Below are 21,363 nucleotides of genomic sequence, written 5' to 3'. Positions count from 1 at the left end.
GTCCTGTCGATAGGTGCCGCGTAGGGTGGAAAACCCGCAGAGCGGTTTTCCACCAGGCAGCTACTCGGTGGATGAGCTTCGCGTCATCCACCCTACAAAGCCTTAGATTCGCTCGATGATGGTGGCAATACCCATACCGCCGCCTACGCACAAAGTGGCCAGGCCGTAACGCAGCTGACGCTTCTCCAGTTCGTCGAGCAGGGTGCCGAGGATGGCGCAGCCAGTGGCACCCAGGGGGTGGCCCATGGCGATGGAGCCGCCGTTGACGTTGACCTTGTCCTCGGCCACGCCCATGTCCTTCATAAACTTCATCACCACCGAGGCAAACGCCTCGTTGACCTCGAACAGGTCGATGTCATCCACGGAGAGGCCGGCCTTGGCCAAGGCCTTGCGCGTGGCCGGCGCCGGGCCGGTGAGCATGATGGTCGGGTCGGTGCTGGTGACTGCCGTGGCGACGATGCGCGCCCGCGGCTTCAAGCCCAGTTCTTTGCCTTTGGCCTCGGAGCCAATCAGCATCAGGGCCGAACCATCGACGATGCCGGAGCTGTTGCCCGGGGTGTGCACGTGGTTGATCTGCTCGACATGGCTGTAGACCCGCAGCGCAGTGCTGTCGAAGCCCATCTGGCCCATCATCTCGAAGCTGGGCTTGAGCTTGCCCAGGCCTTCGAGGGTGGACTCGCCGCGGATAAATTCGTCGTGATCGAGCAGGACGATGCCGTTCTGGTCGATCACCGGAATCAGCGACTTGCTGAACGAGCCGTCCTGGCTGGCGCGGGCGGCCTTCTGCTGCGAGCGCAGGGCAAAGCTGTCGACGTCCGTGCGGCTGAAGCCTTCCAGGGTGGCGATCAGGTCGGCGCCAATGCCCTGGGGGGTGAAATGGGTGTGCATATTGGTCGCTGGGTCCATCACCCAGGCGCCGCCATCGGAGCCCATGGGCACCCGGGACATGGACTCGACGCCGCCGACCACCACCAGATCCTCGAAGCCGGAGCGCACCTTCATCGCACCGATATTCACCGCTTCCAGGCCCGAGGCGCAGAAACGGTTGAGCTGCACGCCGGACACGCTGACGTCCCAGTCGGCGACCATGGCCGCGGTCTTGGCAATATCGGCCCCCTGGTCGCCCACCGGAGTCACGCAACCCAACACGATGTCATCGACCTGGCTGGTATCGAGGTTATTGCGCGCCTGCAGCGCGCCCAGCAGGCCGGCAATCAGATCAACCGGTTTGACGCTGTACAGCGCCCCGTCCTTCTTGCCCTTGCCGCGGGGCGTGCGCACGGCATCGAAAATAAATGCTTCGGTCATGGCGTCCTCAGACCTCCAGTGGAGGGTGGCTGGTGGCACAGGCTCCATTGAGCTGCGCCTGTTCTTGTTGAGTCACCGCAACCATACGCCGCCCAGCGCCAGCCTCAATGACCGAAGCGCTCAGGCCCATTGACCGCTCAGCTCAGACAAACGGTCAGACACTGGGCAAAGCTGAAGAACAGCGTCTAGCGCAAGGCCTGCTTGCCATGGCAGCGCCTTTCTCATAACCAACGGCAACAAGCCGGCAGGGCTTAACAATCAACCTATCTATAGCGCGGCTCATTGCGGCCCTAAAGTGAAGACAGGCCAGCCGTGCCGCGTGATGGGCGCAGCCAGCCTGCAACTGCCGTCGCCGGGTTTTGCCGGGACAGCGTGGATGCTCCATTCGAGGTGTGACGCCGCAGCCCGCCTAAGCCTGGCGGACGGTGAATGCCACGCCCAGAACAACAACAAGGCCAACCGCTATGTCCAACCCAACCAAGATGCGTCAGGCCGGCATGATCGTCTTTGCCACCACCCTGATCCTGATTCTTCCCAACCTGACCCGTTTGGTCAGCTGACCCTTTCCCAGCCTGTGCTGCGTCAAGCGCCGTGGAGCCGTTGGCGCAGCACAGTCCTTATCCCTGACGACAAATGGGCTTATGCTCAGCCGGTGAATACCGGAGATGACCCATGCGCCGCCTGATAGCCGCCCTTACCCTCTGTGCCTGCCTCCCTCTGACGACTGTCGCCAGCGAATCGCAGGCCATCCTCAGTGCCCTGCAAAGCCCGCAGGGGCTGTTGATCGACGTGCGTACGGCCGAGGAATTCGCCGCAGGCGCCCTGCCCGGTGCCACACGCATTGGTCATGAGCAGATCGCCGAACAGATCGCGAGCCTGGCACCTGACAAGCATCAACTGATCATCCTCTACTGCCGCAGCGGTCGACGTTCCGGGCTTGCCGAACAACGCCTGCGCGAGCTGGGCTACAGCAACCTGATCAATGCCGGCGGCTATGAGGCGCTGAAAACCCTGCTGGAGTCAGGCACGCCATGCGCCACATGCTGATTGGCCTGCTGGCCCTATTGCCCTGGACCCTGGCCTGGGGCGCCGAGCTGCATGTGGAAAGCGGCGCCAAAGCGGTTATCTGGACGACTCAGACGCTGCTGGCACATCCGCAGGTGCGGACTATCGAGATCGCCCAGGATGTCAGCTACAAGCGCGCCATGCAGTACCGCGCATTGCCCCTGAGCAGCCTGCTGGAGGGCGTGCAGGCCGGCGACCAGCTGCAGCTGCTGGCCAGTGATGGCTTTGCCGCCGAACTGCCGACCGCCCTGGTACTGAGCAGAAGCGGCAGCCGGGCCTGGCTCGCCATCGAAGATCCGGCCCAGCCCTGGCCGGCCCTGGCGGCAGGCAAACCCGGCGCCGGGCCTTTCTATCTGGTCTGGGAAAACCCTGAAGCCAGCCAGATTGGCCCGGAGCAATGGCCCTTCCAACTGGCCCGCATCCGCACCCAGGCTCCCTTGGCCGAACGCTACCCTCAGCTGCTCCGGGCTGCTGATGCCAGCGACGCGGTACACGCCGGTTTTGCCCAGTTTCAGAAGCACTGCCTGGCCTGTCACCGCCTCAATGGCGCTGGCGACTCACAGTTCGGCCCGGATCTGAATGTGCCCCATAACCCCACCGAGTATTTTCGCCTGGACTTTCTGGCCCGCTATATCCGCGCGCCACAAAGCTTGCGCCGCTGGCCCCAGGGACGCATGCCGGGCTTTACGCCCCAGGTATTAAGCGAGCAGGCACTGGGCGTCCTGCTGAGCTATCTGCAGCATATGGCCGGCAGAAAGGTGCAGCTCTGAAAAAGAAATGGCCGCCTCCATGGAGGCGGCCATATGGCTGTAGCGCAACGCTCGGCAAGCCCTTGCCGAAGCGTCCTGTGAGCTCTCTTAGGTGTTATCCACCTTGAGGATATTGTCGTCGATCATATTGGCCAGCACCGTTGCCTCATCCCCAGTGCCATAGACGCTGGACAGGTCCACCCCGACCAGGGTGATGTCCTGCACCGGCGCACCGCCTGGCGTCAGGCTGATGGAAATGGTGGTGTTCTCGCCAAAGGCGAAGTTCAGGTAGTTATCCAAGGTTCCGACATCTGTGGCCACGCCGCTGAACAGATCGGACAAGTCCAGCACATCGGAGTTGGCACCGTCCGGATCGATATAAAAGTCATGGATGGTATCGCTACCGCCCATATCTCCGGCCCGCCAGACGAAGCTGTCACGCCCGGCGCCACCGCTGAGGCTGTCATCGCCCAGGCCGCCGACCAGCACGTCATCACCGCCGCCACCGCTCAGTACATCATCACCAGCCCCACCACTGAGGTAATTGGCCTGGTCATCACCCAGCAACTGATCATCACCCGCACCGCCCAGGATGCCTTCAACCGACGAATAGCTGTCACCTTCGGCCAGACCGGCTGTACCGATTCCGCTCTGCAGGTTGACCGTCACGCCTTCGCTGTCGGCACTGTAATCGACCACATCGAAGCCTTCGCCGCCGTCCAGCTGATCGGCACCGGCGTCGCCCATCAGCACATCGTCACCCTCACCGCCCTGCAGCACATCGTCGCCCAGGCCACCGGACAGCACATCGTCACCGGCACCGCCCGCCAGCACATCGTTGCCCGCAGCGCCGGCCAGGTAATTGGCACCCGCATCGCCGCTGAGTTGATCATCACCGGCGCCACCGATAATGCCTTCGATGCTGCTGTAGCTGTCGCCCAGCGCGTCGCCGGCCAACCCGACGCCCGCGGCCAGGCTGGCCGCAACACCGGCACTGGCATCGCCGTAATCGACCATATCGATACCGCCGCGCCCATCGAACACATCCGCCAGGCTGCTGGACGCGAGCACATCATTGCCTTCGCCACCGCTGAGCACGAAGTTATCCCCGACGCCCTGGGCCACCACGTTGACGCTCAGGGCAGATGCAGCACTCAGGTCGCCATCACCATCCTCGGCCACCACGCTGAATGCCAGGCTCTGATCCTGTGGCAACACCAGAGTGCTGATGGTGGCCGTGGCAAAGCGCACCCGGCCATTGCCATCGATGCCTTCAAGCTGCAACTGGTTGAAGCTGATATCGGGGTCGATCAGCGTTTGCGCCATACCGGCCGCAATCGTCAGCGTACCGGTGCGGGTTTCGCCAGAAATACTGTTGGTCGCCGTCCAGCGAATGGTTAGCTGACCATTGACCTGATCATTGACCAGGGTGACCTTGTCCACCAGGCGCACATCCTCGCCAGGCACATTGTCCACCCCCGCCTGCCCCGAGGCATGGAACTCCATGGTGAACTGCTCACCGCGGTCGAAGAACTGATTGTTGATGCCAAAACCTGGGGTTGAGGAATTGACCGCGCCCGGGCTGCTGAACTCGATCAGGCCATCATAGGTCTCGGCAAACCCGGGGGCATGGCCGGGGGCCAGGTTATTCAGGGCGTAGGTCAGCTCACTGGCCGCCTCCGGCTGCAGCAGATTGAACAGATAGGTGCCATCGGCATTCACGGTCAGGGTAAAGACCTTGATAAACCCCGAGGTCGAGCCGGTCAGGGTGGTACTCAGGAAATTGCCCGCGCTGTCATAGCTGTGCTGTGTGCTGTAGGCCAGGCCACCGATCTCCGGCCCGCTGATCTGGAAACCGGCCAGATCATCGGCGCCCGGCACCACCGTAAAGGTGCCACTGACGCTGCCCATTTCGTTGGGCATAACCGCATTGCTGAATGCCCCCAGGGACGGCATGTCATCGAATACGCCAACCACCAGACTGCTGGACGCCGACCCGCTGCCGTCGCTGACACTGACGCTGAAACTTTCGCTGTCGTTGACACCCTCGGCAGTCGCCGTGGCCAGCTGATACAGGTAGGTCGCCACACCCGTGGTGCTGTCATAGCCGGTCACGGTCAGGGTGCCATGGGCGCCGGCAAAGCTGCTGCCGGCCAGCTCGGCAATGGCCACCGTGGTGCCGTTGATGGTCACGCTCTGGATATCGTCCAGACCATCGGCATCGCCCAGAGTAAAGGTGCCCGAGGCAAACTCGCTGCCCGCACTTGAGTCGGAACCGCTAGGCAGGCCACTCTCATAAACTTCAGCGCCTGCGACACTCAGGCTCGGCCCGTCGTTGCTGCCGGTGATGGTAATGCTCAGCTGGGCCGAGGCCGGGTCGCCATCGGCGTCCTGCATGCTGTACGGGAACACCTCCGACAGGCTCTCGTCTTCATCCAGGCCCTGCACCGCAGCCAGACCTGTATTGAGTACATAGCTGAAGGTGCCGTTGGCATTCAGGGTCAGTTGGCCGTAGGTGCCGTTGTAGAACCCCGGGGTGGTGACGCTGCTGCCGGTATCGGCACCACTGATATCGTTGCTCAGCACATTACCGAGCACACCACTGCTGTCTTCGCTCAGGCTGAATGCATCGTCCAGGGCGGTTGGCAGATCATCGACGATGCTGATCTGCAGGGTCGCCGAGGCCGAAGCGCTGCCATCGCTGACGCTGACATTAAAGCTGTCGGCTTCCGTGGCGTCGGGCATATCGGTGGTGGCGGCCGTCAGTTGGTACTGATAGCTCGCCACCCCCGTGGCGCTGTCATAGCCGGTCACGGTCAGGGTGCCATGGGCACCGGCAAAGCTGCTGCCGGCCAGTTCGGCAATGGCCACCGTGGTGCCGTTGATGGTCACGCTCTGGATATCGTCCAGACCATCGGCATCGCCCAGGGTAAAGGTGCCCGAGGCAAACTCGCTGCCCGCACTTGAGTCGGAACCACTGGACAGGCCACTCTCGTAAACCTCGGCGCCTTCGACGCTCAGGCTCGGCCCGTCGTTGCTGCCGGTGATGGTGATACTCAGCTGGGCCGAGGCCGGGTCGCCGTCCAGATCCGCGATGTTGTAGCCGAAGTTCTCCGTCAGGCTTTCTCCATCATCCAGCCCCTGCACCAGCGCGTTATTGAGCACATAGCTGAAGGTGCCGTCGGCATTCAGGGTCAGTTGGCCATAGGTGCCGTTGTAGACACCTGGGTTGGTCACGCTGATACCCCCGTCGCTACCGGGAAGATCGTTGAGCAGCACATTGCCCTGTACGGAAGGGCTGTCCTCACTCAGGCTCTGCGTGTCATCCAACGCAACAGGCACGCCATTAACCGGTTCGGGTGCCGGTACTGGGGTGTCCAACGGGGCCAACCCGGCTACCTCACCCTGGGGAAACTCGGGCACGCCACCCAGCCCCTCGGTGGGAAAGCCGATCACAGGTTCCAGGGCACCACCCACCTCATTGAGCAGCACAAAGGAGTGACCGCCCCCACCGGCGCCACCTGCTCCAGCGCCGGGACCGGCTGCTGGCGCCTCGGCGGCCAGAGTCGGGTCTTCGCCTGCGGCGATGGCGCGTTGCAACTCATCCACACTGGCCATGACCTCAGGGGTTGGCGACACTTCACCGGCACTGCCCTGCGCCTCGGCTAGCAGTTGCTCGCTAAGCTGATAGTCGGTGTTACGACCCAGGGTCAGTTCGCCCCCGCCCACCAGATCCACCGCTACCGCCGCACCATTACCGGTCAGCAGCCGTTCACCGGCAAACAGCGCATCTCCTGCGGCCAGGGTGCGCCGTCCACCATCCAGCGCCACCGCAACCACTTCACCGACAACCCGCCCAACCGTTCCGATCAACTTGGCCATTTATGCCTCCGCAGTATCCGCTGATACCGGCACACGAGATGCTCTCGATGCCGTCTGTAGTCAAAAATGCAGCGTTGTAATAACCCGTGAAACACCTCGGTTCCTGGCACCTCGCCGCCGGCTTTGTACCGAGCAAAACGTCCTCTTATGTCTCCAAGTTAGTCCATAAGACGCCGGGCACACTGATCAGGATCAATGAATACGCGGCCTGCAGCGCGATAGGATGCAACTCAAGACAAACGGTTCAGCACCCGCTGACAGCTGCTTAACTGTCTCCATGGATGGATGCCCATTTATCCAACAGCCGGGGGATACAGAGTGCGGACCCTTTTTCACGCCAGTTGCGGACAGTCGAACCTGCCGCCCCCATTTCCGCGCGACCATGACCTGCCTGTGAGGAGGTGCACTTGACCTCTCAGGAACGGGTAGCCCCCTCCAGCGACCCTCGCCTCAGCCATGACGACCCTCTGCTCGATGGCCTGCTGATTCTCTGCAAGCAGCATGATCGCGTTGCCAGCCGCGGCAGCCTGACGGCCGGGCTGCCCCTGCCGGACCAACGCCTGAGCCCGGCCTTGCTGCCCCGTGCTGCCGCCCGCGCGGGCCTGCAGGGTCGCCTGATCAGACGCAAGCTGTCGGCCATCTACCCGCTTAACCTGCCCGTCCTGCTGCTGCTCAAGCACGGCCGCTGCGCGGTGCTGAGCCAGTGGGGCGAAGACGGCCAGGCCCTGATCCTGCCCAGCGAAAGCGATGGCGGCGAACAATGGGTCAGTGTCGAGACCCTGGAGGAGCAGTACAGTGGCGAGGCATTCTTCGCCCGTCCGCAGCATGCCCTGGAGGATGCGCGCAGCCCCCTGCTGCCACGCGTGAATGCCTGGTTCCGCGACACCCTGAAGCTGTCGCGCTGGCTGTACCTGGACGCCATGCTGGCGACCTTTCTGGTCAACACCCTGGGCCTGATGGTGCCGCTGTTCGTCATGCAGACCTACGACCGGGTCGTGCCCAACCAGGCCACCGCCACCCTGTGGATGCTGGCCCTGGGCCTGTTGATCGCCACTTCATTCGAATTGATGCTGCGCATCCTGCGCGCCTATATCCTCGATACCGCCGGCAAGAAGACCGACGTGGTGCTCTCGGCCACCCTGTTCGAGCGCATCACCGGCATGCAGATGACGGCCCGCCCGGCCACGGTGGGCGGCTTTGCCCAGAGCATCCATGACTTCCAGGGCCTGCGCGACTTTCTCACCGCCGTGACCCTGACCAGCCTGATCGACCTGCCCTTCGCCCTGCTGGTAATTGCCGTGATCGGCCTGCTCGGTGGCTGGCTGGTGCTCATCCCGCTGCTGGCCTTCCCCCTCACGGCGCTGTTTGCCTACATCATCCAGACCCGCCTGCGCGACAGCATTCAGAAAAGCCTGGCCCTGGCCGCCGAGCGCCAGGCCCTGCTGGTGGAAACCCTGGGCGGCCTGGAAACCCTCAAGGCCTGCGGTGCGGAAAGCGAACGCCAGCACCGCTGGGAAGACACCCACGGCGCCCTCACCCGCCTGGACAGCCACGCCCGCCTGCTGTCGGCCGTGGCCATCAACGGCACCCTGTTTATCCAGCAATTTGCCGGCATGGCCACCATCGTGGCCGGGGTCTACGCCATTATCGCCGGCAACCTGAGCGTCGGCGCCCTGGTCGCCTGCTATATGCTCGGCAGCCGGGTGCTCTCGCCCCTGGGGCAGATCGCCAGCCTGATCACCCGCCTGCAACAGGCCCGTCTGACCATGAAGAGCACCGACGCCCTGATGGCTCTGCCCCAGGAGCGCCAGCCCCAGCAACGCCCGCTGCAGCACACCCGCCTGAATGGCGCCCTGGATATCGAACAGCTCAGCTTTACCTACCCGGGCCTGAGCAGCCCTTCGCTGCGCGCCATCAACCTGCATATCGCGCCGGGCGAGCGAGTCGCCATCATCGGCCGCAGCGGCTCCGGGAAGAGCACCCTGGCCCGCCTGATCATGGGCCTGTATTCGCCCAACGAAGGGCAGATCCTGTTCGACGGCCTGGATTTGCACCAGATCGACCTGGCCGACCTGCGCAGCCAGATGGGCTATGTCTCCCACGACATGCCCCTGCTGGCCGGCAGCCTGCGTGACAACCTGACCCTGGGTGCCCACTACATCAGCGATGAACGCATGCTGGAGGTGGCCCAGCTGACCGGCGTGCACGAACTGGCCCGCCAGCATCCGCTGGGCTTCGACCGCCCGCTGGGTGAACGTGGCCAGCTGCTCTCCGGTGGCCAGCGGCAGATGGTGCAGATGGCCCGCGCCCTGCTGCTCGACCCACCGCTGCTGGTGCTGGACGAGCCGACCAGCGCCATGGACAACAGCACCGAAGAAACCCTGCGCCGGCACCTGCTGAACTGGGCCCAGGGCAAGACCCTGGTGCTGATCACCCATCGCATGTCCATGCTCAGCCTGGTGGAGCGCCTGGTGGTGATAGAGGCCGGGCATATCGTCGCCGACGGCCCCAAAGCCGCAGTGATCGAGGCGCTGCGCAAAGGCAAGATCGGAGCGGCTGCCGTATGAACAGCATCCAGCCCCAACGCCCTGCACCGCGCCGCAAGACCCTGGGCCAGCGCCTGCTCAGCGACCTGCGCGGTTACAGCGGCCTGCGCCGCAGCAAGGGCGACAGCGAATTTATGCCGGAAATTCAGGGGGCCATCCTCCAGGACTCACCCTGGATCGCCCGGCTGATGGTCTGGCTGGTGTTTCTCCTGCTGCTCAGTGCCTTTGCCTGGGCCAGATTTGCCGTGCTGGAGGAAGTCACCAGCGGCGAAGGCAAGGCCATACCGTCGAGCAAGGTGCAGAAGATCCAGAACCTGGAGGGCGGTATCGTCGCGGAGATCTTCGTGCGCGAGGGCCAGGTGGTGAACAAGGGCGACGTGCTGCTGCGCCTGGACAACACCCGTTTTCTTTCCAGCCAGGAGGAAACCGAGGTGGAGCGCCTGGCCCTGCTGGCCCAGATCGAACGCCTCAGCGCCGAGGCCGAAGGGCGACCGCTGAACCTGCCGGAAGATATCAACCGCCTGGTCCCGCAACTGGCCGAGGATGAGCAGGCGCTGTATGACTCACGCCAGCAACGCCTGCAGAGCGAGCAGCGCATCCTTGAGGAACAGCTGATCCAGAAACAGCAGGAGCTGGCCGAGTTCCAGGCCAAGCAGCAGCAATATCGCGCCTCGCTGAACCTGATCCAGCAGGAACTGGCCATGGCCGAACCCCTGGTCAAGACTGGGGCCATTTCCGCCGTGGAAGTACTGCGCCTGCGCCGCAGCATCGTCGATATCCGTGGCGCGCTGGACGCCACCACCCTCGCCCTGCCCCGCGCCGAAGCCGCCGCCAAGGAAACCCAGAGCCGCATCCAGCAATCCGAGCTGGCCTTTCGCGCCGAAGCCTTCCGGCTGCTCAACGACGCCCGCACCCAGCTGCAAAAGCTCGCCGTGTCCAGCGTCGCCATTCAGGACAGGGTCAGCCGTACCCAGGTCGTCTCGCCGGTCAAGGGCATCGTCAAGCAGCTCAAGGTCAACACCATCGGCGGTGTGGTCCAGCCTGGCAGCGACATCCTGGAAATCGTGCCGCTGGAAGACAGCCTGCTGATCGAAGCCCGGGTCAGGCCCCAGGATGTGGCCTTTCTCCACCCCGGGCAGAAGGCCATGGTCAAGTTCAACGCCTACGACTTCACCATTTACGGGGGGCTGAGCGCCAATCTCGAACTGATCAGCGCCGATACCATCACTGACAACGAAGGCCGCAGTTTCTATCTGATTCAGGTGCGTACCGACAAAAGCCACCTGGGCAGCGTGGAGCATCCGCTGCTGATCATCCCCGGCATGGTGGCCACGGTGGATATCATCACCGGCCACAAGAGTGTGCTCGATTATCTGCTCAAACCCGTGCTCAAGGCCCGCTCGGAGGCCATGCGCGAACGCTAGAGCCGTTTTCTGCCAAGGCGCTTGCAGCGCCGTCATCGCTGTGTAAAATCCCGCGCCCGAAAATGCAGGAGACAACAGCTTGGCCATTCACTACTCGGCGTCCCAGGAAAAGATTGCATGCGGACGCACAGGCGCGAACCTGAACAGCACCCAGGATGCCACTCAGGTGTCATGCAAGCTCTGCCTGCGCACCCTGGAAAAGGGCGCAACCGAGCCGGTACGCAAGACGCCCACCCTGGCGGAACTCAGGGCCGCAGCAAAAGCCGCCAAGGCAGCATCGCCAACGACTGCAACGCTGCCGCCGCAGCCGCGCCTGAGTCCGCGCGCCGCCTGGCAGCAGCGCCTGGAGCAATTGCCCGGCAAGAACCGCATGCCACGCGGGGCTGCGCGGCAAACCTTTATCTAAGCGCAACTCGCCATAGACAGGTGCTTGCAGGCGCCCGTCTATGGCGACACAGGTCAGCCTTGCAGCCTGTCCTTGCGCCAGGATTGCACGGCTATCACCAACAGAGTAATGGCGGTCAGCGGCAGCACGTAGCCGAGCATGGCGGCGGCAAACTGCTCAGCCACAGGGCGACCTGCGGCACTGAGTACCAGATACAGGGTGTAGGCCGCGTAATAGGCCAGAAACAGCAACCCTTCCCAGCGGTTGATGCGGTAGCCGGAGAAGAAGATCGGCAGACAGACCAGCGCCACCCCGATCATCACCGGGAAGTCGAACGCCAGGGCGTTGGCCGCCACCAGAATGGGCGCAGGCGATACCATCGAAGCCAGGCCGAGTACGCACAGCAGGTTGAAGATATTGCTGCCGACAATATTGCCCACGGCAATATCCCGCTCGCCGCGAAGGGCCGCCAGCAGCGAGGTGGCCAGCTCCGGCAGGGAGGTGCCCACGGCCACCACGGTCAGGCCGATCACCAGCTCCGACAGCCCGAGGGCACGCGCCAGGCTTACCGCGCCCTCCACCAAGAGATTGGCGCCACTCACCAGCAGCACCAGCCCGAGCACAATCAGCAGCAGATTGATCAGCCAGGCATAGGGTTTGGCCGGCTCATGCAGGGTAAACTCCTTGGCGAACTCATCGTCGGCGGCAATATTCTTTTCCCGGTACGCACTGACAATCAGGAACCCGGTGTAAGCCACGATACCGGCAAACAGCAGCAGCCCATCGAGCTTGCTCAGGCTGCCATCCCAGGCCAGAGCCAGGGTCAGCAGGCTGGCACCGATCATGATCGGCACATCCAGACGGATCAGCTGGCGCGAGACGATCAGCGGCGCGATCAGAGCGGTCAGGCCGAGAATAAGCAAGACGTTGGCGATATTGCTGCCCACCACGTTGCCAATGGCCAGATCGCCACTGCCGGCCAGGGCCGCCTGCACGCTGACCGCCGTTTCCGGCGCGCTGGTGCCAAAGGCCACCACCGTCAGGCCGATGATCAAAGGTGGGATACCAAACTGCGCCGCCAGCTTGGCCGCACCCCGCACCAACACTTCAGCACCCGCTACCAGCAGAACCAAACCGGCAATCAGGTAACCCCACACCATCAGACTCATCACACACACTCCAGGAAAGATGCGCCAGTGTATGTGAGGCAAAAAAAGCCGCCAGAGGGGCGGCCATAAATATTTTTCAGCGACTTAGCCGTGCATCGTCACATGCCGTGGATGGCTGGCCACCCGTTGCAGCCAGGCGCGTATGGCCGGGTAAGCGCTCAGATCAAAACCGCCCTCGTCGGCCACATGGGTGTAGGCATAGAGCGCGATATCGGCGATGGAATACTGCTCACCGACCAGATAGGGGGTGCTTTGCAGCTGCTGCTCCATCACCCTGAGGGCCTTGTAGCCGCGAGCATGGCACGTCTCATACTCGGCGCGGCGCGCCTCGGGCAGGCCCTGATACAGCTGGATAAAACGCGCCACCGCGACATAGGGCTCGTGGCTGTACTGTTCGAAAAACTGCCACTGCAGCACCTGGGTGCGCAGGCGCGGCTCGCCCGGCAAGAACTCGCTGCCATCGGCGAGAAAATTGAGGATGGCATTGGATTCCCACAGGCAGGTGCCGTCTTCCAGCTCCAGCACCGGGATCTTGCCGTTGGGGTTCTTGGCCAGGAAGGCCTCGCTCTGGGTCTCGCCCTTGAGGATATCGACAGGTATCCACTCATAGGGCTGATCGAGCAGATGCAGCATCAGCTTGATCTTGTAGCAGTTGCCCGAACGGTAGTCGCCATAGACCTTGTACATGGTGCCTCCTATCTCTCCTGTCCATCTGCTCTTTGTAGGAGCCAGCTTGCTGGCGATCCGCTGTGAGCGAAAACATCGCCGGGACGCCGGACCGCAGCAAGCTGGCTCCTACGGATTGATCATCCCTGCGCCTGACGGATCACCTCGGCCAGACGCTTAAGCCCTTCGCCCAGGCGCTCCGGCGCCACATGGCTGAAGTTAAGCCGCAGATGGCCCGGATGGGCATCCGGGTCGATAAAGAACGGCTCGCCCGGCATAAAGGCCACGTTCTGCGCCAGGGCCGGGGCCAGCAGGGTGCGGGTATCCAGCGGCTGCTTGAGGGTCAGCCAGAAGAACAGCCCGCCCTGGGGCACCTGCCAATCGGCCAGGTCGCTGAAATGTTCCTCCAGCACCGCCTGCATGGCATCGCGGCGGATGCGGTAGAAGTCGCGCAGCTCGGCCAGATGGCCTCGGTATTGCTCGCTGCCCAGCCACTGCAGCGCCTGCCACTGGCCGATACGGTTGGTGTGCAGGTCCGCCGACTGCTTGAGGCGCAGCAGGTAGGGGTACAGATCCGGCGTGGCGATCAGGTAGCCAACACGCAGGCCCGGCAACAGGGTCTTGGATACGGTGCCGGTGTAGATCCAGCTGGCCTTCTGCAGGCGGCTGACGATAGGGGTCGCGCTGCCCTCATCGAACACCAGCTCGCGGTAGGGTTCGTCCTCGATCAAGGTCACGCCGAACTCGTCGAGCAGCGCCGCCACCGCGTCGCGTTTGGCTTCGCTGTAACGCACCGCCGAGGGGTTCTGGAAGGTCGGGATCAGGTAGGCGAAGGCCGGCTTGTGGTTCTGCAGACGCTGGCGCAGGGCGTCGATCTGTGGGCCATCGGCTTCCTGGGGCACGGCGATGCAGTCAGCGCCGAACAGCTGGAAGGCCTGCAGCGCGGCCAGGTAGGTTGGCGCCTCCAGCAGCACTTCGGTGCCCGGGTCGATAAACAACTTGCTGGCCAGATCCAGGGTCTGCTGCGAACCGCTGACGATCAGCACCTGACTGGCCTCGCAGGGCACGCCCAGGGCGCGGGCCTCGGCGGCGATGGCCTCACGCAGCGCCGGCTCACCTTCACTCATGCCGTACTGGCCCATGCTGGCCGGCATCTCGGCCCAATCCACCTTGGGCAGCATCGGCTCAGCGGGCAGGCCACCGGCGAAGGACATGACTTCCGGACGCTGCGCCGCGGCAAGGATTTCACGGATCAGGGAGCTTTTCAGGCGGGCAACACGTTCGGAGAAGGCCATGGATCTCACCGGTAGCAAAGGCAAATAAAAATAGGTCAAACTGTTTGACCGAAACTACGATGCCGCCCGGAGATACGTCAATATGGCTGACCTAAAAAATTTCCCCGAGAAGTTTTTAACAGCGCACAGCGACGACCAGCACAGTAGCCAGCATGGGTGGCAGGCGATCAAGAATCCGACTGCCCAGCAGGCCGCCATGGAGGCCTTCTTCTTCGGCTACCAGGCCTTTACCGCCAAACCTGATGAAATGCTGGCGCGTCGCGGCCTGTCGCGGGTGCATCACCGCATCCTGTTCTTTATCGCCAAGTACCCGGGCTTGAGCATAAAAGAGCTGCTCGGTTATCTGGGGGTCAGCAAGCAGGCGCTCAATACGCCGCTGCGCCAGTTGCTGGAAATGAACCTGGTACAGAGCCTTGCCGCCGAGGACGACAAGCGCAAGCGCCTGCTGGGCTTTACCAGCGAGGGCGCCAAGCTGGAACTGGCCCTGCGCCGCGAACAGGCCAGACTGCTGCAGCGCGCCTTTAGCGAGGTGGATGAGGAAGCGGTGCAGGGTTGGCTCAAGGTCAACCAGGCACTGGCCGGGCGCTGAATATTTCTCTGTAGAAGCCAGCTTGCTGGCGAAGCTTTATAAGGTGTGGATCGCCAGCAAGCTGACTCCTGCGAGTGCTCGACCTGGCATCAGGCAGGTGCATGGCAGGAATTCCGGACTGTACTGCTGCTCCAGACAAACTGTACCGATCTTTTCTAAAAACACTTTAAAACTGTTATGCCCATTGCCCGCCTCGCTGTACGGCGACGCCCCGCCCCGCGCCCCTTAGGCTGATCAGCACTGTCCCCGAGTGCCGCCACCATGACCCCAGAACTGCTGATCGCCTTTATCGCCTTTGCCTTCGTCACCTCGGTGACGCCTGGGCCGAACAACACCATGCTGCTCGCCTCTGGGGCTAACTTCGGGCTACGACGGACTTTGCCGCATATGCTGGGCATCAGCCTGGGACTGATGCTGCTGGTGCTATCGGTAGGCCTGGGGCTCGGCCAGTTGTTTGAACAGGTGCCCGTGTTCTATACCCTGTTGCGCTATGTCGGAGCGGCCTACCTGTTGTACCTGGCCTGGAAGATCGCCAATGCCGGCGCGCCTAGCAGTCAAGCCTCTGCCAGCGGCAAACCGCTCAGTTTCCTGCAGGCCGCGGCTTTTCAATGGGTCAACCCGAAAGCCTGGATCATGGCGATTGGTGCGATCACCACCTATACCCCGCAAGACAATTTCATAACCAACGTACTGCTGATTGCAGCGCTATTTGCGTTGGTCAATTGCCCGACCATGAGTGTCTGGACCGTTGTAGGTAGCCTTCTGCGCAACTGGTTGCAGGATGCGCGTCGCTTGCGTGTTTTCAATATCGGCATGGCCCTGCTGCTGCTGGCCTCGCTCTACCCCATCTTCGCCGACACTGGATTGCTCTGATGCACGACCTGTCTCAACCCCGTTTACGGCCACTGGCAGATACCTCCACCTCGGCGGTAGTGGCCGGTTTTATTGCCATGCTCACCGGCTACACCAGCTCCCTGGTGCTGATGTTCCAGGCCGGCCAGGCCGCCGGCCTCAGCAGTGGGCAGATTTCTTCGTGGATCTGGGCGCTATCGATCGGTATGGGGTTGTGCTGTATCGGCCTGTCGCTGCGCTACCGGGCGCCGGTCATGATCGCCTGGTCGACCCCCGGCGCCGCCCTGCTGATCACCAGCCTGCCCGGCGTGACCTACGGCGAGGCCATCGGTGCCTATATCTTCGCCTCGGCGCTGATCGTGCTGATCGGCCTGACCGGCACCTTCGATCGCCTGATGCGCCGTATCCCCGCCTCCATCGCCGCCGCCCTGCTGGCCGGCGTGCTGTTCAAGATCGGCCTGGAAATCTGCGGCGCCGCCGAACAGCAGCCCGTACTCGTCATAGCGATGCTGCTGGCCTATTTGTTCGGTAAACGCCTGTGGCCACGCTACGCGGTGCTGGCCGCGTTGATTGTCGGCAGCCTGCTGGCGGCTGTGTTCGGCCTGCTGGATTTCAGCGATTTCCAGCTGGAACTGGCGACGCCTGAGTGGACCACACCGGCCTTCTCCCTGGCGGCGATGATCAGCATCGGCATTCCACTGTTTATCGTCGCCATGGCCTCGCAGAACCTGCCGGGCATGGCGGTGCTGCGCGCCAACGGTTATGACGTGCCGGCCAGCCCACTGCTGACCACGACCGGCCTGACTTCTATCCTGCTGGCCCCCTTTGGCAGCCACGGCATCCATATGGCCGCCATCAGTGCGGCGATCTGCGCCGGCCCGCAAGCCCATGAAGACCCGAAAAAACGCTACACCGCCGCTATCTGGTGCGGCGTGTTCTACGTTATAGCCGGGATATTCGGCGCCACCCTGGCCGCCCTGTTCACCGCCCTGCCCAAGGCGCTGATCCTGTCCATTGCGGCATTGGCGCTGTTCGCCTCAATCATTGGTGGCCTGACCCAGGCCATGAGCGAGCCGGACGAGCGGGAAGCGGCGCTGATCACCTTTCTGGTCACCGCCTCGGGCATGAGTCTGCTCGGTGTGGGCTCGGCGTTCTGGGGGATAGTCGCGGGCCTACTGACCCTGGCGATTCTTAACTGGGGCAAGCGCCGGGCCTGATGCTTGATGGGTAGCGCTCGTAGGGTGCGCCGCGCGCACCGAGGCAACCAGCAAGTGACAGGTGCAAATAAAAAACGGGCTTATGCGGATGCATAAGCCCGTTTTTGTTACCGCTGCTGCAATCAGCCGCGCTGGCGCTTGGGCAGCACATCCTTGAGCTTGGCGTGCATGCCGCGCAGGGTCTTCTCGGTGGTGTCCCAGTCGATGCAGGCATCGGTGATGGACACGCCGTACTTGAGCTGGCTGAGATCCTTGGGAATGGACTGGTTGCCCCAACCCAGGTGGCTTTCCACCATCAGGCCGACGATGGACTGGTTGCCTTCCAGGATCTGGTTGGCCACGTTGTCCATCACCAGCGGCTGCAGGGCCGGGTCCTTGTTGGAGTTGGCGTGGCTGCAGTCGACCATGATGTTCGGGCGGATGCCGGCTTTTGTCAGTTCCTGCTCACAAATGGCCACACTGACCGAGTCGTAGTTCGGCTTGCCGTTGCCGCCACGTAGCACCACATGACCGTAGGCATTGCCCTTGGTGGTAACGATGGAGACACCACCTTCCTGGTTGATGCCGAGGAAACGGTGCGGGCTGGAGACCGACTGCAGGGCGTTGATAGCCACGGTCAGGCCGCCATCAGTGCCGTTCTTGAAGCCGACCGCCGAGGACAGGCCCGAGGCCATTTCGCGGTGGGTCTGGGATTCGGTGGTACGCGCGCCGATGGCCGACCAGCTGATCAGATCCTGCAGGTACTGCGGGGAGATCGGATCCAGGGCCTCGGTGGCGGTGGGCAGGCCCATTTCCGCCAGGTCGCGCAGCAACTGGCGACCGATATGCAGACCGTCCTGGATCTTGAACGAGTCATCCATATAAGGGTCGTTGATCAGCCCCTTCCAGCCCACGGTGGTGCGCGGCTTCTCGAAATACACGCGCATCACCAGATAGAGGCTGTCCGACAGCTCGGCGGCCAGGGCCTTGAGGCGCTCGGCATACTCGTGGGCGGCCTTGATATCGTGGATCGAGCACGGCCCCACCACCACGAACAGGCGGTGGTCCTTGCCATCGAGAATATTGCGGATCACCTCACGGCCACTGACCACGGTACGCTGGGCAACGTCAGTCAGCGGAATCTCGCGCTTGAGCTGGGCAGGGGTGATCAGGGTTTCGTTGGAGGCAACGTTCAGGTCATCAATCGGTAAATCAGCCATCGTGCTATTCATCTTTCAGAGTCATCAGGTCACGGGTGCCGGCCCCCAGCGAACCCCGTGTGGCGGAGCACAGCAATATGAGCACAACGGGGAAGCCGAACCTTAGCGCGTAAGGGCCGGCGGAACAATGGGCTTAACGTCTACAGGCGCATTAGCGCTTATTGGCGGGCTCGCGAATTGCCCAGGGGATGCACAGAGGTATCAGCTCAAGCGTGCCTGGGAAAACTCCGCCGCATGCTGGGCAATCCACTCCTGGGCCACCGTCTCCACCGACAGGCTGCAGCCCAGCTCCTGCTCGCGCTGATGACGATAGTGTTCGATCTGGCAGACCTGCTCGACCATGCGGGCGCGGAACAGGGTGTCCTCATCGACAAAGGCAATGCCCACCAGGTACTCGTTCTCCTGCTTGCGACACCAGGCCACCACGCCGGGGTAGCGGGCATGCTCGCCAAACACCGGGATGCGCAATTCCACCGCCGTACCGCGGCGAAAGGCGCGCTTGGAGTTGCACGCCACACCCCCGAGGCTGATATTGTTCAGGTGCTGCTTGGGGACGGGCGGCTGCTTGCGCACCACCAGCTCCACCGGCATATCACTGGGATGGCGCAGAAAATGACGCATCTCAAACCCCCTTCGATGCCATTAAATGGCTACCACTAAGAACAGTATAGTGACTGAGCTGGAACTGACCGATCTGGATGCGGATCACCATTTGCTGGTCCTACCCGGTACATCGCTGTTGATCTTTACGAGCATAGGTTGTGCCAGTTGCCGCTGGGCCCGCCGCGAACTGCCGAACTTGAGCCTGCCGCTGGCGCGCCTGGCCTGGATTGATGCCGGGCGTAACGGCGGTTTAGTGACGCGTTACGACGTACTTAGCCTGCCTGCCCTGTTCGTGGTCCATGAAGGACAGTTTTATGGCGCCCTGCACTGCCGCTTGCGCGCCGCCGACCTTACCCAAGCGCTGGAGCACGCCCTGGCGGGCCCGGCTGAGGAGCTTCCCTGATGAGTGCATCCCCCCGCATCGGCATTATCGGCGCTGGTGCCATTGGCGGCTTTTACGGCCTGCTGCTGGCCCGGGCCGGCTTCGATGTGCATTTTCTGCTGCGCAGCGAGTTCGACGCCGTGGCCCGTCAGGGCCTGCAACTCAATAGCGCGGTGCATGGCGCCCTGCGCCTGCAGCCGGTACAGGCCTACCGCAGCGCCGCCGAGATGCCGCCCTGCGACTGGCTGCTGGTGGGTGCCAAGACCACCAGCAACGCCGAACTGGCGCCGCTGATCGCCCAGGTCGCCGCCCCCGGAGCCAAGGTGGTATTGCTGCAGAACGGCCTGGCAGTGGAAGACGAACTGCGCCCCCTGCTGCCGGATCACCTGCACCTGCTCGGCGGCCTCTGCTATATCTGCGTGCACCGCAGCGCCCCCGGGGTGATCGAACACCAGTCCCTGGGCGCCATCAACCTGGGCTATCACTCCGGCCCCGAGATCTCGGCCGACGAGCGCCAGGGCCTATTGGAAGCCGGCGTCGCCCTGTTCAAGCAGGCCGGCCTGGACTCCATCGCCATGGCCGAGCTGGAACAGGCGCGCTGGCAGAAGCTGGTGTGGAACGTGCCCTATAATGGCCTGTCGGTGCTGCTCAACAGCCACACCACCGATCTGATGCGCAATCCCGACAGCCGCACCCTGATCGAAGCCATCATGCAGGAGGTGGTGGACGCCGCCACGGCCTGCGGCCACAGCCTGCCGCCGGGCTTTGCCGGCAAGCTGCTGGCGGCCACCGACCGCATGCCCGACTACCTGCCCAGCATGTACCACGACTTCGCCCTGGGCCGGCCCATGGAGCTGCATGCCATCTATGCTGCGCCCCTGGCCGCCGCGGCTCAGGCCGGCTGCGCCATGCCGCGCACCCAGATGCTCTACCAGGCGCTACGCTTTCTCGAACAACGACCGCGATAGGAACCCCGCATGAGCAAGGGATTAGGCGACAAACTGGTGCTGGCGATTTCCTCCCGGGCGCTGTTCGACCTGAGCGAAAGCCACAAAATCTACGAAAGCCAGGGTGTCGAGGCCTACCGCCAGTACCAGATCGAACACGAGGACGAGATTCTCGCCCCCGGCGACGCCTTCCCCCTGGTGGAAAAGCTCCTGGCCCTGAACAAGGCCCTGGAGCAGCAGCGGGTAGAGGTGATTCTGGTGTCGCGCAACAGCGCCGACACCGGCCTGCGCGCCTTCAACTCGATCCAGCACTACGGCCTGGCCATCTCCCGCGCCGCCTTTGTCGGCGGGCGCAGCCCCGACCCCTACCTGGCCGCCTTCGGCAGCCACCTGTTTCTCTCCACCCATGCCGAAGATGTGCGCAGTGCCCTGCGCTCGGGCTTTGGCGCAGCCACCATTCTCTCCGGCGGCGCTCGCCGCGCCGCCAGCAACGAACTGCGCATCGCCTTCGACGGCGATGCCGTGCTGTTCTCCGACGAATCCGAGCGGGTCTACCAGCAGGCCGGCCTGGAGGCCTTCCAGAGCCACGAACGCCAGTCCGCCCGCGAGCTGCTCGGCGGCGGCCCGTTCAAGCCCTTCCTTGCCGCCCTGCACCGCCTGCAGCAGGAGTTCCCCGAGGAGCAGTGCCCGATCCGCACCGCTCTGGTCACCGCCCGCTCGGCCCCGGCCCACGAACGGGTGATCCGCACCCTGCGCGAATGGAATATCCGCCTGGATGAATCCTTTTTCCTCGGCGGCCTGGAGAAAGCCGCCATCCTGGAAACCTTCGGCGCCGACGTGTTCTTCGACGACCAGACCGGCCACTGCGAAAAAGCCAGCAAGGTCGTTCCCACCGGCCATGTGCCCCATGGCGTCAGTAACGAGCCCCTCACCTAGCTCGGCGGCCCTGAATGTAGGGTGCGCCGCGCGCACCGACATCTGCCCACAGCCCACGTCGACCATCTCTGTCCGCCCGGCCTTACCACAGCGCCTAAGCTAAGTGATTGGTGCCCTTGTGCCTGCAGATGCCGGACGTGGCAGGATGA

Annotated in this window: 18 protein-coding genes; 11 read left to right on the top strand and 7 right to left on the bottom strand. The window is 63.3% G+C overall.

Features of this window, described 5'->3' with window-relative positions; translation table 11 throughout:
- Positions 1–102: 102 nt before the first annotated feature.
- Positions 103–1,308: an acetyl-CoA C-acetyltransferase gene (locus GJV18_RS17715; protein WP_160347810.1), complete on the bottom strand. Its 1,206-nt coding sequence runs from the start codon at positions 1,306–1,308 to the stop codon at positions 103–105.
- Between the two features lie 672 nt (positions 1,309–1,980).
- Here GJV18_RS17715 and GJV18_RS17710 point away from each other — a divergent pair.
- Positions 1,981–2,355, top strand: coding sequence for a rhodanese-like domain-containing protein (locus GJV18_RS17710; RefSeq protein WP_160347809.1), 375 nt, complete (start codon positions 1,981–1,983; stop codon positions 2,353–2,355).
- Positions 2,340–3,143 carry a c-type cytochrome gene (locus GJV18_RS17705; protein WP_160347808.1) on the top strand — a complete coding sequence of 268 codons (804 nt, stop codon included), beginning with the start codon at positions 2,340–2,342 and terminating at the stop codon, positions 3,141–3,143. The genes GJV18_RS17710 and GJV18_RS17705 overlap by 16 nt, the downstream gene beginning before the upstream one ends.
- Before the next feature lie 87 nt (positions 3,144–3,230).
- On the opposite strand, the gene GJV18_RS17700 is transcribed toward GJV18_RS17705, so the two are convergent.
- Positions 3,231–7,004 (bottom strand): retention module-containing protein, encoded by a 3,774-nt coding sequence (locus GJV18_RS17700; protein ID WP_160347807.1) that lies wholly within the window; start codon positions 7,002–7,004, stop codon positions 3,231–3,233.
- A gap of 407 nt (positions 7,005–7,411) precedes the next feature.
- On the opposite strand from GJV18_RS17700, the gene GJV18_RS17695 reads away from it, so the two are divergent.
- From GJV18_RS17695 to GJV18_RS17685, 3 genes are all read left to right on the top strand, one after another.
- Entirely contained in the window at positions 7,412–9,571 is a 2,160-nt protein-coding gene (locus tag GJV18_RS17695; RefSeq protein WP_160347806.1) for a type I secretion system permease/ATPase, read from the top strand.
- Positions 9,572–9,684: 113 nt separating this feature from the next.
- Positions 9,685–10,974, top strand: a complete 1,290-nt coding sequence (locus GJV18_RS17690; protein ID WP_160347829.1) for an HlyD family type I secretion periplasmic adaptor subunit — start codon at positions 9,685–9,687, stop codon at positions 10,972–10,974.
- A 79-nt stretch (positions 10,975–11,053) separates the two neighbouring features.
- Positions 11,054–11,380, top strand: coding sequence for a hypothetical protein (locus tag GJV18_RS17685; protein WP_160347805.1), 327 nt, complete (start codon positions 11,054–11,056; stop codon positions 11,378–11,380).
- Positions 11,381–11,433: 53 nt separating this feature from the next.
- On the opposite strand, the gene GJV18_RS17680 is transcribed toward GJV18_RS17685, so the two are convergent.
- From GJV18_RS17680 to GJV18_RS17670, 3 genes are all read right to left on the bottom strand, one after another.
- The gene (locus GJV18_RS17680) at positions 11,434–12,528 is read right to left on the bottom strand and encodes a calcium/sodium antiporter (protein WP_160347804.1); all 1,095 of its coding nucleotides are present in this window, start codon (positions 12,526–12,528) and stop codon (positions 11,434–11,436) included.
- An 84-nt stretch (positions 12,529–12,612) separates the two neighbouring features.
- Positions 12,613–13,215 carry a glutathione S-transferase family protein gene (locus GJV18_RS17675; RefSeq protein ID WP_160347803.1) on the bottom strand — a complete coding sequence of 201 codons (603 nt, stop codon included), beginning with the start codon at positions 13,213–13,215 and terminating at the stop codon, positions 12,613–12,615.
- Between the two features lie 119 nt (positions 13,216–13,334).
- Complete coding sequence (locus GJV18_RS17670; protein WP_160347802.1) at positions 13,335–14,489, bottom strand: aminotransferase-like domain-containing protein; 1,155 nt, start codon at positions 14,487–14,489, stop codon at positions 13,335–13,337.
- 196 nt (positions 14,490–14,685) lie between these two features.
- On the opposite strand from GJV18_RS17670, the gene GJV18_RS17665 reads away from it, so the two are divergent.
- The 3 genes from GJV18_RS17665 to GJV18_RS17655 all read left to right on the top strand — a co-directional run bounded on the left by GJV18_RS17665 (position 14,686) and on the right by GJV18_RS17655 (position 17,147).
- On the top strand, positions 14,686–15,078 hold the full coding sequence (locus GJV18_RS17665) for a MarR family winged helix-turn-helix transcriptional regulator (protein WP_233280217.1): 393 nt from the start codon (positions 14,686–14,688) through the stop codon (positions 15,076–15,078).
- A gap of 261 nt (positions 15,079–15,339) precedes the next feature.
- Positions 15,340–15,951, top strand: a complete 612-nt coding sequence (locus tag GJV18_RS17660) for a LysE family translocator (protein WP_160347800.1) — start codon at positions 15,340–15,342, stop codon at positions 15,949–15,951.
- Positions 15,951–17,147 carry a benzoate/H(+) symporter BenE family transporter gene (locus GJV18_RS17655; RefSeq protein ID WP_160347799.1) on the top strand — a complete coding sequence of 399 codons (1,197 nt, stop codon included), beginning with the start codon at positions 15,951–15,953 and terminating at the stop codon, positions 17,145–17,147. Before GJV18_RS17660 ends, GJV18_RS17655 begins: the two co-directional genes overlap by 1 nt.
- A 122-nt stretch (positions 17,148–17,269) precedes the next feature.
- Here the strand turns inward: GJV18_RS17655 and GJV18_RS17650 are convergent, their stop codons facing one another.
- A complete protein-coding gene (locus GJV18_RS17650; RefSeq protein WP_160347798.1) occupies positions 17,270–18,346 on the bottom strand; it encodes a 3-deoxy-7-phosphoheptulonate synthase in 1,077 nt (358 codons plus the stop codon).
- A gap of 201 nt (positions 18,347–18,547) precedes the next feature.
- Positions 18,548–18,967 carry a PilZ domain-containing protein gene (locus tag GJV18_RS17645; RefSeq protein WP_160347797.1) on the bottom strand — a complete coding sequence of 140 codons (420 nt, stop codon included), beginning with the start codon at positions 18,965–18,967 and terminating at the stop codon, positions 18,548–18,550.
- 25 nt (positions 18,968–18,992) lie between these two features.
- Between GJV18_RS17645 and GJV18_RS17640 the strand changes: the two genes are divergently transcribed.
- From GJV18_RS17640 to GJV18_RS17630, 3 genes are read left to right on the top strand one after another with little or no spacing between them, the layout of a single operon-like run.
- On the top strand, positions 18,993–19,352 hold the full coding sequence (locus tag GJV18_RS17640) for a thioredoxin family protein (RefSeq protein ID WP_160347796.1): 360 nt from the start codon (positions 18,993–18,995) through the stop codon (positions 19,350–19,352).
- Positions 19,352–20,299, top strand: coding sequence for a putative 2-dehydropantoate 2-reductase (locus tag GJV18_RS17635; RefSeq protein ID WP_160347795.1), 948 nt, complete (start codon positions 19,352–19,354; stop codon positions 20,297–20,299). The genes GJV18_RS17640 and GJV18_RS17635 overlap by 1 nt, the downstream gene beginning before the upstream one ends.
- A gap of 9 nt (positions 20,300–20,308) precedes the next feature.
- On the top strand, positions 20,309–21,214 hold the full coding sequence (locus tag GJV18_RS17630; RefSeq protein ID WP_160347794.1) for a 5'-nucleotidase: 906 nt from the start codon (positions 20,309–20,311) through the stop codon (positions 21,212–21,214).
- Positions 21,215–21,363 lie beyond the last annotated feature (149 nt).

This window comes from Pseudomonas xionganensis (assembly GCF_009763245.1).
Taxonomy (GTDB): Bacteria; Pseudomonadota; Gammaproteobacteria; order Pseudomonadales; family Pseudomonadaceae; genus Aquipseudomonas; species Aquipseudomonas xionganensis.
Note: the sequence above shows the minus strand (reverse complement) of the source record. Positions and strands in the feature narration are given on the sequence as shown.